Origin of the sequence: Pseudomonas sp. Sample_23 (genome assembly GCF_004307595.1) — a bacterium.
In the GTDB taxonomy this organism is placed as follows: Bacteria; Pseudomonadota; Gammaproteobacteria; order Pseudomonadales; family Pseudomonadaceae; genus Aquipseudomonas; species Aquipseudomonas atacamensis.
Map to the genome: position 1 here is coordinate 52,904 of NZ_RCNX01000063.1, position 17,069 is coordinate 69,972.

The 17,069-nt window shown below is 57.8% G+C and carries 16 protein-coding genes; 11 read left to right on the top strand and 5 right to left on the bottom strand.

The genetic code is table 11. The annotated features are described in order from the left end of the window. Positions 1 to 303: 303 nt before the first annotated feature. Positions 304 to 954, bottom strand: a complete 651-nt coding sequence (locus D8U82_RS16855) for a hydrolase (RefSeq protein ID WP_071172471.1) — start codon at positions 952 to 954, stop codon at positions 304 to 306. A gap of 503 nt (positions 955 to 1,457) precedes the next feature. Here D8U82_RS16855 and D8U82_RS16860 point away from each other — a divergent pair. The 7 genes from D8U82_RS16860 to D8U82_RS16890 all read left to right on the top strand — a co-directional run bounded on the left by D8U82_RS16860 (position 1,458) and on the right by D8U82_RS16890 (position 9,198). Next, positions 1,458 to 2,354 (top strand): LysR family transcriptional regulator, encoded by an 897-nt coding sequence (locus D8U82_RS16860; protein WP_130902573.1) that lies wholly within the window; start codon positions 1,458 to 1,460, stop codon positions 2,352 to 2,354. Positions 2,355 to 2,677: 323 nt separating this feature from the next. Continuing rightward, the gene (locus D8U82_RS16865; protein WP_125927060.1) at positions 2,678 to 3,418 is read left to right on the top strand and encodes an SDR family oxidoreductase; all 741 of its coding nucleotides are present in this window, start codon (positions 2,678 to 2,680) and stop codon (positions 3,416 to 3,418) included. 95 nt (positions 3,419 to 3,513) lie between these two features. Beyond that, on the top strand, positions 3,514 to 4,407 hold the full coding sequence (locus D8U82_RS16870; RefSeq protein ID WP_122706226.1) for a LysR family transcriptional regulator: 894 nt from the start codon (positions 3,514 to 3,516) through the stop codon (positions 4,405 to 4,407). Positions 4,408 to 4,592: 185 nt separating this feature from the next. Next, entirely contained in the window at positions 4,593 to 5,111 is a 519-nt protein-coding gene (locus tag D8U82_RS16875) for a sigma-70 family RNA polymerase sigma factor (RefSeq protein ID WP_130902574.1), read from the top strand. Next, positions 5,098 to 6,078 carry a FecR domain-containing protein gene (locus tag D8U82_RS16880; protein ID WP_130902575.1) on the top strand — a complete coding sequence of 327 codons (981 nt, stop codon included), beginning with the start codon at positions 5,098 to 5,100 and terminating at the stop codon, positions 6,076 to 6,078. The genes D8U82_RS16875 and D8U82_RS16880 overlap by 14 nt, the downstream gene beginning before the upstream one ends. A gap of 121 nt (positions 6,079 to 6,199) precedes the next feature. Next, complete coding sequence (locus D8U82_RS16885) at positions 6,200 to 8,590, top strand: TonB-dependent siderophore receptor (RefSeq protein ID WP_130902576.1); 2,391 nt, start codon at positions 6,200 to 6,202, stop codon at positions 8,588 to 8,590. Positions 8,591 to 8,712: 122 nt separating this feature from the next. Then, positions 8,713 to 9,198 carry a DUF6130 family protein gene (locus D8U82_RS16890; RefSeq protein WP_125927064.1) on the top strand — a complete coding sequence of 162 codons (486 nt, stop codon included), beginning with the start codon at positions 8,713 to 8,715 and terminating at the stop codon, positions 9,196 to 9,198. 59 nt (positions 9,199 to 9,257) lie between these two features. Here the strand turns inward: D8U82_RS16890 and D8U82_RS16895 are convergent, their stop codons facing one another. The 3 genes from D8U82_RS16895 to D8U82_RS16905 all read right to left on the bottom strand — a co-directional run bounded on the left by D8U82_RS16895 (position 9,258) and on the right by D8U82_RS16905 (position 12,102). Next, positions 9,258 to 10,712, bottom strand: coding sequence for a TrkH family potassium uptake protein (locus D8U82_RS16895; RefSeq protein WP_130902577.1), 1,455 nt, complete (start codon positions 10,710 to 10,712; stop codon positions 9,258 to 9,260). A 284-nt stretch (positions 10,713 to 10,996) separates the two neighbouring features. Next, on the bottom strand, positions 10,997 to 11,287 hold the full coding sequence (locus D8U82_RS16900) for a hypothetical protein (protein WP_122706234.1): 291 nt from the start codon (positions 11,285 to 11,287) through the stop codon (positions 10,997 to 10,999). Beyond that, positions 11,284 to 12,102: an NAD(P)H-dependent oxidoreductase gene (locus D8U82_RS16905; protein ID WP_130902578.1), complete on the bottom strand. Its 819-nt coding sequence runs from the start codon at positions 12,100 to 12,102 to the stop codon at positions 11,284 to 11,286. Before D8U82_RS16905 ends, D8U82_RS16900 begins: the two co-directional genes overlap by 4 nt. Positions 12,103 to 12,191: 89 nt before the next feature. On the opposite strand from D8U82_RS16905, the gene D8U82_RS16910 reads away from it, so the two are divergent. Next, entirely contained in the window at positions 12,192 to 13,151 is a 960-nt protein-coding gene (locus D8U82_RS16910; protein ID WP_130902579.1) for a LysR family transcriptional regulator, read from the top strand. A gap of 169 nt (positions 13,152 to 13,320) precedes the next feature. Here the strand turns inward: D8U82_RS16910 and D8U82_RS28500 are convergent, their stop codons facing one another. Beyond that, on the bottom strand, positions 13,321 to 13,629 hold the full coding sequence (locus D8U82_RS28500) for a hypothetical protein (RefSeq protein WP_241668066.1): 309 nt from the start codon (positions 13,627 to 13,629) through the stop codon (positions 13,321 to 13,323). 15 nt (positions 13,630 to 13,644) lie between these two features. On the opposite strand from D8U82_RS28500, the gene D8U82_RS28505 reads away from it, so the two are divergent. From D8U82_RS28505 to D8U82_RS16925, 3 genes are all read left to right on the top strand, one after another. Beyond that, the gene (locus tag D8U82_RS28505; RefSeq protein ID WP_241668067.1) at positions 13,645 to 13,830 is read left to right on the top strand and encodes a hypothetical protein; all 186 of its coding nucleotides are present in this window, start codon (positions 13,645 to 13,647) and stop codon (positions 13,828 to 13,830) included. Positions 13,831 to 14,564: 734 nt separating this feature from the next. Then, positions 14,565 to 15,590 carry a WYL domain-containing protein gene (locus D8U82_RS16920; RefSeq protein ID WP_130902580.1) on the top strand — a complete coding sequence of 342 codons (1,026 nt, stop codon included), beginning with the start codon at positions 14,565 to 14,567 and terminating at the stop codon, positions 15,588 to 15,590. A 55-nt stretch (positions 15,591 to 15,645) separates the two neighbouring features. Next, the gene (locus tag D8U82_RS16925; RefSeq protein WP_130902581.1) at positions 15,646 to 17,061 is read left to right on the top strand and encodes a hypothetical protein; all 1,416 of its coding nucleotides are present in this window, start codon (positions 15,646 to 15,648) and stop codon (positions 17,059 to 17,061) included. Positions 17,062 to 17,069: the final 8 nt, after the last annotated feature.

Consider the following 17,069-nt stretch of genomic DNA (forward strand, 5'->3'; position numbering starts at 1 on the left):
CGCGATATGAAGGGATTTTAGTGCATTGCTACGCAGAGCCAGCGGGCCTCCCGATGCAAAGACATGACGGTGCACGGGCTTCGCGGGCAGATGAAGGCAGTTACCAAGCGCCAAAGTCAGCCAGGCTTAATGTTGGTGATCTGGCCCGAGCCGGCCATGTGCTGTGTTGGACTAGGTATTGGTCATTCGCAATATCCCAGCAGATTGCGAATGCACGCCTTCAGTATCGGCCGTCGATGAACGCGGGAATGGGGCGCCTCCCTGGCAAAGCGGTACTTCACTGGCCCCTCACTCCCGTGCTGATCAACCTTCAGCGGGTACCGGCGTGTCGAGCAATTGCTGCTCCCACAGATAAGCAATGCCGCTACCTGCAGCATGCTGGAGAAGCACATCGGTTACAGCGCCTGCCGTATCGAGGCGTGCCCAGTCGCGTTGCCATTCAGCCATGACTGCCAACCAGGTCATGACATTTGCCCCGGCGCCGACCATGCGTTGGATGGCGACTTGATGGGCTTCGACCGAAACGCCACCGCACGCGTCGGTGACCACGGTAACGTCCCAGCCCTCGCCTAGTGCTTGAATCGCTGGCATGGCGACGCAGACCTCAGTCCACAGGCCAGCCAGGACCAATTGCTTGCGGCCTGTTGCCTTGACCGCGTCCACTACTTTCTTGTCTTCCCAAGTATTGATGAGCGTTCGGTCAATCACCTCCTGACCGGGGAAAACGTCGGTGATTTGCGGAAAGATCCAACCGCCACGCTCGGCAATCACACTGGTCAGAATGGTCGGGACGTTAAACGCCTTCGCAGCCTTCGCCAATGCTGTCGCACAGTTGACCGCTGCGTGCGGATCGTGGCTATTGAGATTGGTGAGTTGAAAAGGCTGGTGGTCGATCAACACAAGTACGGAGTCTTCTGGACGAAGAAGCGAAGCAAGACCGTTACGAAAAGCCATTAATCCATCCTCTTGTTGCCGTGGGTTGGCACGTTTATTTGCGGGATCAGTTTCCGTGCAGCGCGCCTTATGAGCGGCGATGCCTCATGCACTGTGCAGCGCCCTCAAACCTTCGGGTAGTAGCAGCGAATGACTAACTGTGTCGCGCAATGAGGAACGCCACGGTTTTTGCTGCCATTCTCTGGCGATGGCTTCACGGCTTCATGACGACGCGCCCCAGCGGTTTGCTTCGCTCCGCGAAGTCATGCGCAGCAGCCTGCGATAGGGTAAAGGCCCGTTCAATGACAACCCGTATACGCCCCCGCAATACATCCTGTAGCAGCTTGTCGACACTCGCACGCACTGCCGGCCGCTCGAAAAGTGGCCCCATGTACGCACAGATCAGGACGTCCCCGGGAACCGCTATTGGCGCCAAGGCGCGAACTCCGTAATGTGCAGTTCAGATGTACGTTCTGGTAGTCGCATTCCGTGCGTAGCTGCGTGACAAAAAAAGGAACGTGGAAATGGATATAGAAGAGCTTGAAACCTTTGTAGAAGTGGCCGATGCCGGCGGCATTTCCCGTGCGGCAACGCGCCTGGGCACGTCGAAATCTATCGTCAGTCGCCGGCTTGCCCGCCTGGAAGCAGAGCTGGGCGTGCAACTGATGGCGCGTACCACCCGCGGTGCGGCCCTTACCGAAGCTGGGGCGACCTTCCGCGACTACGCCGCCAGAATATGCGCTGAGGCCGAGTCGGCACGCGATGCGATCTTGCCTTCCGGCGAGCTTTGTGGCCGCCTGCGGATCGCCGCGCCCCTGACTTTGGGGCCAATACATTTCGCGCCGATCCTCGCGGAAATGGCCAGGCGTCACCCACAGCTTCATGTGCAAACGAACTACACCGATCGTTTCGTTGACCTCATCGCCGAGGGGTATGACTGCGCGATACGGGTGGGCTACCTGCCCGATTCCAACATGATCGCCCGGTGTATCGGACCGATCTTTGGCCAATTGGTAGCAAGCCCCGTCTATATCAAGGCGCATGGAGCGCCCGAAACACCCGACGAAGTCGTCAGCCACCAAGCACTGATGCAAGGCAATGAATCGTGGTCATTCATGGATGGTGACACGATGGTTACGGTGCGCCCGCAGGGAACGTTCAAAGCCGACAATGGCATCGCATTGCTGGCCGCAGCTTTGGCCGGCATCGGCATTGCCTGGTTACCTGACTGGGTCACGCATGAGCATTTGGCGAGCGGCGCACTTGTAGCGATCATGACGGATTATCCGCCGCCTCCAGCAGGCGCTTATGTAGTTCGACCGCCAGGCCAGCACCCTGCGCGAAAGATAAGGGTGCTCACCGAATTGCTGCTTGAATACTGCGACCAGGCGGCACATATTCCTGAGTCGCCACAGAGCTGAAAGACCCGATTGCAAGCTCCCTTAGAGTGAGTCCTGAAAGCAAAGTATGGATACCAGGCTTACTTATTGATCCATCAGAGCTATCGCGGCTAATACGTCCAGTCCTGATCAGCGCACCCGAATATTTCTCCAAAGTTTCATTCCTCACTCGCGAATAACGCCAACACCCGGTTGGATGTTCCGATTTGTGCGACACAGTAATACAACCCACGAGACTACAAACCAAGGAACTGGATCCCTAATATCCGCCCCCGTATCGGCACGCTTGCACCATCCCTGGTGAATGCGCGCGGCCAAATAACTGCATGCCAGACAGGTGAGTAATGATCGATTTGGAAGGAAAACGTGCGTTGGTGACGGGAGGAGCTCGCGGGATCGGCGCCGCTATCGCAGTGGCACTGGCAGAGAATGGCGCCGATGTTGCGTTCACCTACCAGCAGTCGACGGAAAAAGCTGAGGCAGTGGCCAAATTCATCGCTGATAAAGGGCGTCGTGCTATCGCGATTCAAGCCGACAGTGCCAACCCGCAAGCCATTGAATGCGCAGTCGCGCAGGCCATCTCGACGCTGGGCGGCCTCGATATTCTCGTCAATAGCGCGGCTATCGGCTTGAACGGAATGATCGCCGACATTGATGTAGACGACTATCAAGCACTGATGGATATCAACGTGCGAGGCCCCGTCCTGTTCGCAAAGGCGGTCATCCCGCATCTGCCCGCTGGCGGAAGAATCATCACAATTGGCTCGGGACTGGCAGAGCGGGTGCCCTTTGCGGGTGTAACAGCCTATGCAATGTCCAAGTCGGCGTTGCTCGCATTCACCCGGGGTTTGTCGCGTGAACTCGGCCCCACCGGCATAACCGTTAATCTTGTTCAGCCGGGATCGGTCGACACCGACGCAAATCCAGCCGACGGCCCCGCCGGCGACTTTCAGCGGAGCCTGTCGTCCTTGGGACGTTTTGGCGAGCCTCGCGAGGTTGCGAGTGCGGTGGTCTATCTGGCCAGTCCTGCCGCGAGCCTGATCACTGGCGCCATCCTGACCGTGGACGGCGGTGCGATCGCTTGACTAACGCTCAGGCAGCTGTCCGCAGTGGACGGCAGCCATGGACTGTTGGTCAGGGGTTGAAACGCACTAATGGCCATTTGCAGAGGCAGGAAGCATTGGATATTGATGATCTTCGAACCTTCGTCGAGGTAGCCGACGCGGGCGGTGTTTCGTCGGCGGCCCGGCGACTGGGTGTTGCGAAATCGATAATAAGCCGCAGGCTTCTGAAGCTGGAAACCCAACTGGGTGTGCAGCTATTGGCCAGGACAACCCGTGGTGCTGCTGTCACCGAAGCGGGAGCCGCCTTGCGAGAGTATGCGGCGCGGATCGTCGCTGAGTTTGACGCGGCCAGGGACGCCATTGTTCCAGATGGAGACCTTCGAGGTCGCTTCCGGATCGCAGCACCGATCTCGTACGGCCCGACACATATTGCCCCCGTGCTTGCTGAAATGGGGCGACGCCACCCTCTCCTGCACATTCATGCAAGTTACAGCGATCGTATCGTCGATCTGATTGGCGAGGGCTTCGATTGTGCTATTCGGGTCGGCCATTTACAGAGCTCCAATTTCATCGCAAAGCGTGTGGGCAGCATTCACGGCAAACTCGTGGCAAGCCCAGGCTATGTGAGTACACATGGAGCGCCAGAGGCTCCCCACGAGATTCTTGCGCATGAATCTCTTATGCAAGGTGCGGAAACCTGGCGGTTTATGGATGGCCAAAAGTCCATCATGGTTAATCCCCAAGGGCGCTTCAAGGCTGACAATCCTGTCGCGCTCGCCGCGGCAGCCGTTGCAGGTCTGGGTCTAGGGTACCTTTCTGACAGCGTCATCGACGAGCACATCAAATCTGGCGCATTGGTGTCCGTCATGCACAGATATCCCCCTGTTCCGGCGGGTATTTACATTGTTCGCCCCCAAAGCCAGCACCCTGCGCGAAAGATACGGGTGCTGACGGACATGCTGGTCGATTGGTTCGCAGATGTGAGCCCGGGCAACGTCCTCTCCCTTTAGAAGGCAAGCCACTCGGGACGGCGAGCGTTCAATCTATCCAATTGCCGGACGCATCTTCCACTCGTAGTTCCTGCACAACCATGCCATTCGCCTGCATGCAGGCGCTGAGCTGCGCATGTTTGCCTAAGATCAATCGCCTGAGTAGAATGCGATTCATTATCAATCATGTATGTCCCGGGATGCCGATGCGTAGCGACGAAACACTAGGTACTGCAGATCCAGGGCTGCTCTATCGCACCCACTTCTCGTGGTTACAGGGCTGGCTGATTCGGCGCATCGGCTGTCGCGACAACGCCGCAGATCTGGCGCAGGACACTTTCGTCCGCGTACTCAAACACCGTCATCAGTCCGGCGCTCTGCGCGAGCCACGCGCCTATTTGAGCAGCATCGCCCGCGGGTTGATGATTGATCAGTATCGTCGTCGCGAACTCGAACGTTCCTACCTGGAAAGCATCACCTTGCTGCCTCAACACGAGGTTCCCTCGGAAGAAAGCCGGTTGATGATTCTTGATGCCCTCGAGCGCATAGACCGTCTGCTCGACTCGCTTAAACCAAGAGTTCGCCAGGCGTTTTTATTTGCCCGACTCGACGGTCTGACCTGCGCACAAATCGCCGAAAAGCTCGGTGTTTCCCGCGCGACGGTGGAGCGCGACCTGGCCACGGCCCTGCAACACTGCTATCGCTTGCGTTATGTCGAGGCCTGAGCCCGAGGCGCTGGATCCGGCCATTGTCGAGCAGGCAATCCAATGGCTGGTGCGCCTTCGCTTCAATCAAGCCGATGAACAGACACAGCGCACGTTCGAGCACTGGCTGCAGCAGCGCCCGGAGCATGGATTGGCGTGGCAGCGTGTGGAAACGCTTGGCGATGAATTCGAAGGCGTGCCAGCTCAGCTGGCTCGACAAACCCTTAAGGGCGCCCAACATGGAATGCGCCGGCGGGAGAGCCTGAAGCTACTGGGCATATTGGCGACCGTTGGCACGGCAGCCTGGCTCGGCCGCGACTACACCCCCCTGCCCTCCATGCTTGCACAGCAGCGCAGCAGCACCGGCGAGCAACGACGTTTCGAACTCGATGATGGCAGCCTTATCCAGCTCAATAGCGATAGCGCCGTCGACAGCGATTTCGACGCCCAGCGGCGCCTGATCATCCTGCGCCGTGGTGAAATCATCGTGAATGTCGGTGCGGATCAATACTCGCCGCAAGCGCGACCGTTGTGGGTGCAATCACGCGACGGGATCATGCGAGCCCATAGCTCGCGCTTTCTGGTCCGCGAGCGTGACGACGGCACTCTGGTCGCAGCTCAGGAAGGATCAGTCACGGTTTTCCCCGGTTCCGGTCAAGCGTCTGCGAGCCGCAACGTCGTGGCAGGAAATCAACTGCTGTTCACCTCAAGCGACACCCGAACGTTCAGGGACATCGGCCTTGATCTATGGGGTTGGGGTGACGGTGTGATCAGTGCGAACCATATGCGCCTTGGTGACTTCATCGCAGAGTTGTCGCGTTATCGCCCAGGAGTCCTGCGCTGCGCCGAAGAGGTCGCTGATCGACGCGTTTCCGGCACCTTCCAGCTCGCCGACAACGATCGGGTCCTGGCATTGATCGCGCAGTCACTGCGCCTGCACATTGATTACCGAACCCGTTACTGGGTCACCGTAACCGCTGCCACCTGACTCCACCCGAATATTTTTTCGCTACCTGAAAAATAATGAGGTGGTTTCTCATTCTCGTTCGACCTGTAAGGAAGGCCGGAATACAGGCCAGTCTGCCGATGTCCTTTCTTGGAGCGAGAAAATGAGTTCGTCCCCGGTTTCACAGCGCCATCCATTAAGTCGTGCCATGCACGGTGCGATTTTGGGTTTGATCGTGAGCAGCTACGCATTGCCATCGCTGGCGCAAACCTCGGGCGCTGATCACAGCACTCAAGTCAAACAGTGGAATATCGCCCCCGGGCCACTGGCGCCGGCGCTTGACCGCTTTGCGCGCGAGGCTGGCATCAGTCTTTCCTTCGACGCCTCGAGTGTGGCGAACCGCACCACGGCTGGCGTGAATGGCTCGCTCGAAACGTCGGCAGCGCTGTCATCCCTGCTCCAGGGCAGCGAATTGCAGATCGAACAGCAAGGCCCAAATGCTTACCTGCTGACCCCTCAAGCAAAAACCGCCGGCCCGCTGGAACTCGACGCAACGGCCGTCGAGGACTACCGCCTCGCCCCGCTCATCATCAATGCCAAGGTTCGGGTCAGTGCCGACGACGACGCCAACTCGGTGGTTGCCAAGGAGCTCTGGGTGGGCGGCAAGGTGGCCACCAGCATTCTCAATACACCGGCATCGGTGTCGGTGGTGACCAACAAGGAAATGCAGCAACGCAGCGTCAGCACCACGGAAGAAGCGCTGCAATACACGCCGGGCGTGGTCAGTGACTTTTATGGTACGGATGATCGCAACGACTATTTCCAGATCCGCGGCTTCCAGGCCACCACCTACCGTGACGGCTTGACCCTCAGCTCGATGCGCGGCGTACGCGAAGACCCGTTCGCCTATGAGCGCATCGAGATTCTGCGTGGCGCCAACTCCACCCTGTTTGGCCCTGCGGACCCGGGCGGTTCGGTAAATTTCGTGACCAAACAGCCGCGCTTCGAGAAGTTTGGCCAAGGCTATGTGACCTACGGTTCGTTTGACCATGTCGAGACAGGCATCGATGTCGGCGATGCGCTGAACGACGAAAAAACCCTGGCCGGCCGCTTTACTGCCAAAGGCCAGAACAGCGATCGCGAGTACGATCATTCGCAGGACGACAACCAGTTGTTTATGGGTGGCCTCACCTGGGCACCGACGGATTACACGTCGGCCACGATGATTCTGGACTACCTGAAAACCGAGAGTTCGCCCAACAGCGGCGGCTATCCACTGGATCGGGAATACGACCGCAGCAAGTTTTATGGCGAGCCCAGCTACAACTTCCACGATGTCGAGCGCACCAGCCTCAGCGGTAACGTCACCCATGATTTCGACAACGGTTTTGTGCTGCGCAGCAATCTGCGTTACAGCAAGTTGACCGATGATTTCGGCTACGTGTACCTCAGCGACAGCGCCGCACGTGTCGGTACCACCGTCGATCGATACCTGTTTGGCACGGACACTGAAGCCGATCAGTTCAACGGCAATCTGATGCTGCAATACGATGCCCGCTTCGAGAACATCGACAGCAGCAGCCTGGTGGGCGTGGAGTACCTCGATTCGACCACCAAGGAAAGCTCGGTCTACGCCCTGACGACCCCGATCGACATTGCCAACCCGGTGTTTACTGGCGTTCCACGCTCAATCGGGCCGTATGCCGTCAACAAGCGAGACGCGACCACCAAGGCCGTCTTCCTTCAGCAGAACCTGTCGTTCTACGAGCGTTTCATCGTCACCGGGGGCGTGCGCAACGACTCGATGGACCTGACCAGCAAAGGCTTGCAATCCACTGAGAAAGACACCTTCTCCGAAACCTCCTACCGAGGTGCGTTGACCTATATCGTCAACGATGAGGTGTCCACCTACGTGAGCATGGTCGAATCCGTCTCGCCGCCGCAGGTTGGCGTGACACCGCAGACAGGCAGGCAGTACGAAGTGGGCGTGAAGTATGCGCCGATGGGAATGGATGCACTGTTCTCCGCCGCCGTGTATGACCTGACCCAGGAAAACGTCACCATCGCCGTGGTGCTGCCGAGCGGCATCATCGAGCAGCAGACGGTAGGCGAATCGCGCGCGCGTGGCCTCGACCTGGAGGCCAAAGCGCAGGTGACGCAGAACCTCAGCCTGATCGGTGGCTATTCCTACATGGAGTCCGAAGTATTGCGCGGTTCGTTGTACGACGGCAGCTCGCTGAAGGGTAACGAGTTCGCCACGGCACCCAAACATTCAGCTTCGCTGTGGAGTTACTACGACGTACCCGCCACTGATGTCAGCGTGGGCCTGGGTGCCCGCTACGTCGGCGCTTATTACTTCGATGCAGCCAACTCCGGCAAAAGCGATGGCACCACGCTGTTCGACGCTGCCTTCAACTACAAAATTGCCAAGGGCACCGACCTGGCGGTGAACGTCAGCAACCTGCTGGACGAGCAGCACGTGGTCGGCTCCGGCACCGCGAACTTCTACAACCCGGGCCGCGAGATTACCGCCAAGCTGAGCTACAACTGGTAAGCAGACGGGTAAGCATTTTTCCCCATAAAGAAAACGGTGCCCGCGTTACCGCGAGCACCGTTAACTACGGGCAATACCCAGCTTGATCTACGCTTGAATGAAATCACGCGGAGAAACAGATCATGTCCCTCGCTCCCGGAAGTCTATTGGCCCTGGCTTTGGGTGTCTGCTTTTGCACATCCGTACTTGGACAAGGGGCAGCAGACAGCGATTCTCCACCGGCGATACTGCCCTTGGCATCCGAGAGTGCGCCGAGACTCATTGCCTACCCGCCGCTTGCCGAGCCGCTCGCCCGTGGAGTGGTCATCATCCAGTTTCGAACAGAGCACGCCAGGATCATGCCGGTTTTTGGCAAGGTGGCTGCGCAGGTATCACCACGCTTAGGTCACCTTCACGTGACCGTCGATGACTGGAAAGGTACGTGGGCGCACACCAGTGAAGACCCGATTATCCTGGTCGGGCTAACGCCCGGTCCTCACAAGGTTCTCTTGGAAGTGGCCGACCCGACGCACCAGATCATCACCAGTACGACAGTGAGTTTTACAGTACCGGAGAAGAAACCGATGGACGCTCCCCGTACTGACGATCATCACGCGGTAAAACCATGACTGCTGTGCTATTCGCCGAAACAGGCAATGATCGGCGTCTCTGCCAGCGATTGACTGGCTCAATATCTCCAGAAAACCGGGGTCACGAGCACCAACACCGTCAGGATTTCCAACCGGCCTAGCAGCATGCCAACGGTGAGTAGCCATTTGGCCGCATCTGGCAGTGACGAGAAATTACCTGCCGGCCCGATGATTGTGCCCAGGCCGGGGCCGACGTTACACACCGCCGTAGCGGCACCGCTCAGGGCGGTAATCCAATCAAGCCCGATCAGCGCCAGGCCCAAAGCAATGGCGGCAATCGTGATGGTGAAAAAAAACGAGAAGGTCAGCAGCGAGCGGACGATTTCCTCGTCGATGGGATGGCCGTTGTATTTTTTCTGAATCACGGCCCGAGGGTGAATCAACTGCTTCAAGCTGCTGACCAGAAGCGCGGCAGCCACCTGAAAACGGAAGATTTTCAGCCCGCCTGCCGTTGAGCCGGAGCAGCCACCGACGAAGGTCAGATAGAAAAACAGCAACACAGCGAAGCTGCCCCACAAGGTGTAGTCGCCAACCGCAATTCCGGTGGTCGTGACGACCGAGGTCACATTGACCGCCACGATACGAAACGCGTCCCACCATCCGTAGTCGCTGTGAAAATACAGCCAGGTACCTACTGCCAACGATGTGACGAGCAGGAATCCAATAAACCCGCGTACCTGGTGGTCCCTGATCAGCGCACGCCGATTGCCCCGACAGGTTGCGACGTACAAGGTGAATGGCAGGCTGCCCAGGATCATGATGACTACCGCCACCCAGTGAATTGCTGGCTGCTCCCAGTGCCCGAGGGAGGAGTCCGACGTCGAGAACCCGCCGGTGGAGATCAACGACATTGCGTGGTTGATCGCTTCGAATGGGGTCATTCCTGCGAGCCAGAGCGCCAAAGTGCCGACACCCGTCAGGCCCAGATAGAGCAAAAGGATGTACTTGGCTGCAACATGAGAACGTGGTGTCACTTTCTCCGACCAGTCCGAGGACTCTGTCTGGAAAAGACGCATGCCGCCGACTCGCAAGAGCGGAAGAATCGCGACAGCCATGCCGATAAAACCGATGCCGCCTAGCCAGTGCAGCATGGAACGCCAGATCAACAAGCCGGGAGAGGCGCTATCCAGACCGGTGAGTACCGTCGAGCCAGTGGTTGTGATGCCCGACATCGTTTCAAAGAACGCATCGGTGTAGCTGATATCGCTGATGAAAACCATGGGTAACGCTGCGAAGGCGCACACAACAACCCAGCTAGCGGTAGTCAGCAGGTACATGTCCCTGGGCCGAAGATTGCCAGTCTCCGGACGCCCTCGCATGATCAACAGCAGACCACAGATGAAGGTAATCAGACTCGACCAGAGAAAGGCCGACAGTTCGTCGCTATGCTCATAGATCACCAGCGTCATCATGGGTATAGCCATGCTTACCGCCAGGGTGATCAAAAAAATACCCAAAATGAAGCCGATAAGCCGAATTGCTGCGAGGGACATCACGATACCGTTCCAAATTAGCGCCGCGCAGTATCGGATGCCCTCAATAAAGACTGCGTAAATTCTCCGTAAAATTTTGACCTGCAATCAGTCAGGCTGCGGGAGTCAAAGCGTGGCTATGAGTCAATTACAGGCCTTCGCAACAGGCCGGAAACGGCAGAAGCCGCCAGTGCCAGCCCTCTTCGCATCAAACGAGTCCCGGCCTGACGCTGCATGTTGCGCGTAAAATCTGGCTGCAGCATGCAGCGCCGTGCAAACGGGAGTTGATCTGCGCTGATCGCTCATCAGGAGGAAACGAGTTTCTCGTAATCAGAGAAGGGCTTGAGCGCGCAGTACTGCACGTGTAGCAGATTCCCTTTGACGTAAGGCAGCGCCTCGATGTAATCACGCGCCTCTTCGAAGGTGACGGACTCCAGTTCAAACGCGGCACCGGGACCATCGGCCAGCCCATGAACTGCGCGCACGATACCGCCAGCGAAGCCTTGCCAAACGTGCACTACCTCCGGTTTCGCCAGCCGCTTGAAGTCTTCTGCCGCTCCATCAGCACGGCGAGTCAGAATCACGAAGGTTTTCATGTCACCTCCTCCGTTTTCAGCTGCTTGCGCTGGATTGTTTCACCATAAGCAACGTGCGCCATTATGCCGCTCTGGCCCACGGCCACATTCGGTTTAAGCTCATTGCGGGGAGTGTAGTCCCCACCGTTTTGGGGCCGGAAGGGTATTGGCGCATCTGTGAACAAATCCTCGAGTCGGGTGCGCCAAGCCTCTTTGGCTGCGACGGCATCTGCGGCGGTCAAGTTGCCAGTGCCGTATATGGCGAACGTCGGCAGCACATCGAACCCAGGAAAGTAGAGCGAGCCGTGCGTGATCGGAAACAGCAATTGCTCGAGTGGTCCGTTGATGCCGCGCGGCGAGTAGTCTTCTGCGGGGCCGCCGACAGCGACTGACAACATGGCCCGCTTGCCCTTGAAGGCGCCGTCACCATAGCGGTAGGCGTTGCCAGCGTCCTTGTAGCCGTGGGCGAGTCCGGCTGCCCAGACGCGATCTATCCACCCCTTCATGATGGCCGGCATGCCGTACCACCAAAGCGGAAACTGGAAGATGACAACGTCTGCCGCTAGAACCTTGTCTTGTTCCGCCGCCACGTCAGGACTTTGGCGGCGATGACGATAGGCGTGGGCGGACTCTGCTCCGAACGACAGCCGCTGAGGGTTGGCCCGCTGAGGAAAGTCGTGCTCGTCAAATATCGCTTTCCAGCCCATGGCGTATAGATCGGATTGCAGGACATCGTGTCCTTGCGCAGTCAAGCATTCAACAGACACATCCACCAGTTGCCGCGTTAGCGACGAAGGCTCGGGATGGGCATAGATGATCAGTACTTTTTTCGACATGAAGGACGGCTCCGCTGTGATTTCGAAGGAGTGTCGCGGGGCTCGGGCCATCTGTGAAATCGCGAAATTTTGCTGCTAACATAAGATCGATGGATACCAGACGCCTTGATCTAAATCTGCTTGTGACGTTGGAGGCCCTTCTCATTGAGCAGAACGTGACCCGGGCTGCCGCCCGTCTGCATTTGAGCCAGCCAGCAGTCAGCGCTCAGTTGAGCCGTCTGCGCGACGTCTTCAACGACCCTCTTCTGATCCCCGCGCAGCGTGGAATGACGCCCACCGTCAAAGCCTTGGAGCTGCTCGTGCCGCTTCGCCAGGCACTTGACCAGGTAAGGGCGACCGTCACTACTCATCTGAATTTCGAGCCCGCGACGGCGAGCCTGACGGTATCAATCGCCTGCACGGATTACGTGCAGGCGGTTTTGATCAAACATCTCGTTGTCGCCATGCGACGCGAAGCGCCGGGTGTCCGCATCGCACTGCGCATCCTGGACGTACCACAGCTGGAGCTGCAGATGACCCGCGGCGAGGTGGATCTGGCCGTGATAAACATGAACGGGGTTCCGCCCGCACTGCACTCGCAACACCTCTATGATGAGAGTTACGTGCTGATCGGGCGTCGTGGGCATCCAAGCCTGCGCGCGGACCTGACCGTGGATGAGTTCGCGCAGCTGGAACATGTCGTGGTGTCACTGCGCGGCGGAGGCTTCTCTACCTCGGTGGATCACGCCTTGGTAGCGCGCGGGCTGCGGCGTAACGTCGTTCATTCAGCGTCGTCATTCCTTCCAGTACCGGAGTTGGTCGCGCAGTCGGATTGTGTGGCCCTGGTTCCAAGTCGTCTTGTAGAAGGTCGCAGCGAGCAACTGCTGTGCGTAGCCCCTCCATTGCCGGTGGAAGGTTTTGCGATTGGCTTGTTCTGGCATGAGCGGTCGGATGGGCACGCCGGCTTCAAATGGGTACGTGAGCTCATCACTCGCGTGGCCGATTCTCGTGCATCCGATTATGGCAATCCAAGAACTCTGACAACCTTAAAACCCGTCCAGACAAGCTAGCGTGTCGAGTACTCGATAGGTCAAAGGCTCGCTGGTTGGCTCGCTCTTGCAAGCTCGTTATTACTGAATCGACCTTGCCTGACGCCTTCTTCCCTTAGCCTTGCTCCAAGCAACAAAACCTTTGGCCGCATCGATTCTGGACGTCCATGGAACACTTCAGGGTACAGCCTTAGTTTGATGCAGGCCTGACGAAACGGCGCTGACGACACCTGAGGTTCTTTGCCGGCTGCCGTTCGGCCCGCAAAAAACCCACAAATGCCCTGAGCGGCGAAGGCTTGTGACGGAGGCCGTGGGAGTAAAGAAACGGATCGTCACACGCCTGCCACCAGTCCTCTAGAATCGGCACCAGTCGACCATCGGAGAGCGGCTCGTGTAGAAAATCCTCGAAGGTATAACCGATGCCCAGCCCGTTGATGGGCGAGCGAATTTTCAAATCGTGCGACGACGTCAGCAGTCGCCCCTCAGGCGGGATACGCACGATACGGCCGTCTCGATGACACTCGAATACGCCGACTTCGCAACTCTCGAACCGATGGCCAAGCAAGTCCTGGCCCGACAGTTCTTCAGGCTACGTGGGCGTACCGCGTTCAGCCAGATAGCCCGGGGCGGCGGCCGCAACGAACCGCTGGCGGCGCGGCTGATGGGCACGGCGATCATGTCCTTTGCCAGGCTCTCTTAATAGCGCAAGCCGGCGTCATACCCGCTTTTCGGCTCAATGACGTGAACGGCTGCTTCTGGCCGTTTTTTTGCCTGTTGGGGTGGACGGAAGTTGACCCCATATAGATCGTCCGTTCCGTCTCCTTTCCTACTCAGCACCTGCGGATGAGCGACATGTGCTGTCGCTCCCGCAAAGCAATCTTGAAGCACCGAAGATCGCACGTGGTCGCCATGCTCATGTCACTCCCCCTCACCTTTGTCTGTCCCGAATGCCTCTGGAAAACGACCGTCTTGCCTTGTTGTGATTCAAGACCGAGTGTTCTGCCGCCTCCCACACGCTGCCCGGCTTGCCATCACTTGCCGCTCGGATATCGGGAGGCGACCCGCAAAGAAGTTCTCAAGGCGCGTTTGGAAGAATTTCTAGTCCTGAACAAGATAGAGCGCGACATATCTTGTCGCCCCACTCAAGACAATGTCTGCAAATCAAGGAGCCACTTATGAAAAACCTGCTTGCAGTGATCGGATTATTTGTCGTTTTGCAGAAAGGCTACGCGTTCTATCGCGAATACAGCGATCTCAAACGCGATGCCCAGAACCGGGGTGCCCCCGATTGAGCAGGCGCAACAATTGCACATGTCGAGACTTTAGTTTTATGAATACAGAGATGGCACTAAGCCATCCAATCTCGTAGCATCGATGCTGAGTTGGCGCCAAAATTGGCGACCATCCATTGAATAGGCTTACAAGGTAGTTACCATGTCTCAAGCGAAGGATACGCTGCTGCGGCTGTTCGCATTGCTGCGTCTGATACCAACGGAGCCGCAGCGCATTGCTACATCGACACTGCTGGAAAAGCTCCGGGACAAGGGTTTTTCCGTAACGCTGCGCTCCGTTCAGCGCGATCTTAGCCGGTTGTCCATTCCCTTTTCACTTCAGTGCAACGACAGTGAAACTCCCTTTCGCTGGAGTTTCACTCGCGACGCGCCGCTGAAACTGGAAGATATGGACACCCCGACAGCGCTGGCGCTCTACCTCTCCGAACGACATCTGACCACCCTGCTCCCGCAAGCGGTGCTGGACCAACTCGGCCCCCAATTCAGGCGCGCCCGAAACTTTCTGGGCGATCTGGGTAACAACGGCCTGGCAGATTGGGCAAAGCGGGTCCGAACGGTTCCCAACGGCAAAACCTTGCTGCCTGCCAGCATTGCACCCCAGGTCTGGAGTGAAGTTTCGACCGGCTTGCTGGAGCGCCGTAAACTGGAAGTGATGTATCAGAGCCGCAGCAAAAGCGAACTCAAGCAGTTCCGTCTGCACCCCGCCGGACTGGTTTCGCGACACGCGATCAGCTATTTGGTGGCATCGGTTGACGGCTACGACGATCTTCGCCAGTTCGCCCTGCATCGCATTCGCGAGGTCAGGGTTCTGGATGAAGTGGCGGAGCTGCACGCCACGTTCGACGTCGACGACTACATCGACACAGGGATTTTCAACCATCGACAAGCAGATGCGCAGGTCGAACTGGTCGCCGACGTTCACCCGCAGATCGCCGCCCTGCTCAGTGAGACACCGCTGAGCAGCATGCAGAGCCTCAGCGACCTACCTGACCACAGCTGGAAACGCTTGCAAGCTCAAGTGTCGCTAGACCGGGACACGCTTTGGTGGATTTTTGGGCTCAACGACAACATTCGGGTCCATGCGCCACAGGTCTGGGTCGATGAGATCCGCCAGAAGCTGAACAACTTGCGAACCCTCTATTCCGACGCCGTCTCAACAAGCACCTGATGCCCGACAGCGCGCCGATCAACCCTCTGTATCTAGATGATGCCAAGGAAGCTCCATGGACAACCAACGTAAAAAGGCATTGAACAGCTCAGTCAGCCTCTGCCCGATCTGGCCCACCCAAGCGTCGGAAAAGATTGGCCACATGCTGAGCGAAATCAACCACGCGAACGCCATCATCGACAAGATTGCCGGAACCGCGCAAAACAGAGCGATCAAAGGTGGGTTCGCCGCAGAGACATGGCACGCCGAATCATTCAACCTGGACGCGATTCTCAAGGATAAGGAAGTCCGCGCCTTCACTGACAACTTCACCAACACCCCGTTAGCGAAGAATCACACCATCCACGATATCGTGGTCATGAAGGGCGACGAGCAACTGCTCGGAGCGCAATTGAAGTATTTCAAGAATGGCGATGCCACGCAGAAGGCATTCAGATCCACCAAAGACGGCATTCATCAGTATCAGGACAGTGATGCATTCATCGGGCCTGCAGATCAGATCGAACAGATCAAGGAAGCGGCCAAACGAGACATGCAGAGAAACCAGCAAACGCGGCCGGAAGTGGCCAATGCCGCCGAAAAGGTTCGCGAGAAGACGACGGGCAACCTCGATGTCGAGGGCGTTCAGTCAACGCCTCTGGGCAAACGGGACGCCGAGCATCTGGGCAGCGGCACCGAGGCAGGCAAGCAATTGCATGAAAAGATGCAAAACGGTTACCTGAACAAGGCCACCGTTCAACAAAGCCTTTACGCGGCAGGTTCGGCAGCTGTCATCACTACGGTGATCGCGGGCAGTATCAATACTTTCCAGTCGATCAAACAAGTCCGCGACGGCGAAATCACGGTGGAGCAAGCGACTTTCCAGATTCTCCAAAACACCGCAATCGCCGCCGGTGACAGCGCGCTGAAGGCAGGCATCGCGACTGCGACGGTCAGCATCACAGCACGCAATTTGCCTGCACTGTTCGCGGGCTCGGCGTTCAAGCGCACCTTCGCCAATAATGGTGTGGCGGCTGCTGCGGTATGTGCCGTGGATGTGGTGCAGAACGTGGTGCTGTTTGCCGCGGGCAAGATCACAAGCGAAGAGTTGGAAACCCGAACGGGCCAAAACTTATTGCAGACTGGTGCAGCTGTCGTCGGCAGCTCGGTGGGCGCTGCAGTGGGCGCTCTCGGTGGACCGATCGGTGCGTTGGTGGGCGGCATTATCGGCGGCCTGATCACCACGATGGCCATGAGCATCGCTATCGACAACCACATCGAGAAAAGTTTCCGGTTGACGCTGACCGCCACCGAACACGTGGTGGGTAGCGCAATGATCATGCATGACTCGCTGGAATACCTGCAGATGTCGCAGTCGTTCTATGCCGAATTTCACAAGGGCCTGTACTTGTCCGAGCGCCAGTTTGCTGGCCAAGTCAAGACAATGGCAGCCCAAAGCACACAGCTGAAGAACCTGATCGATAATCTTTAAGGCATATT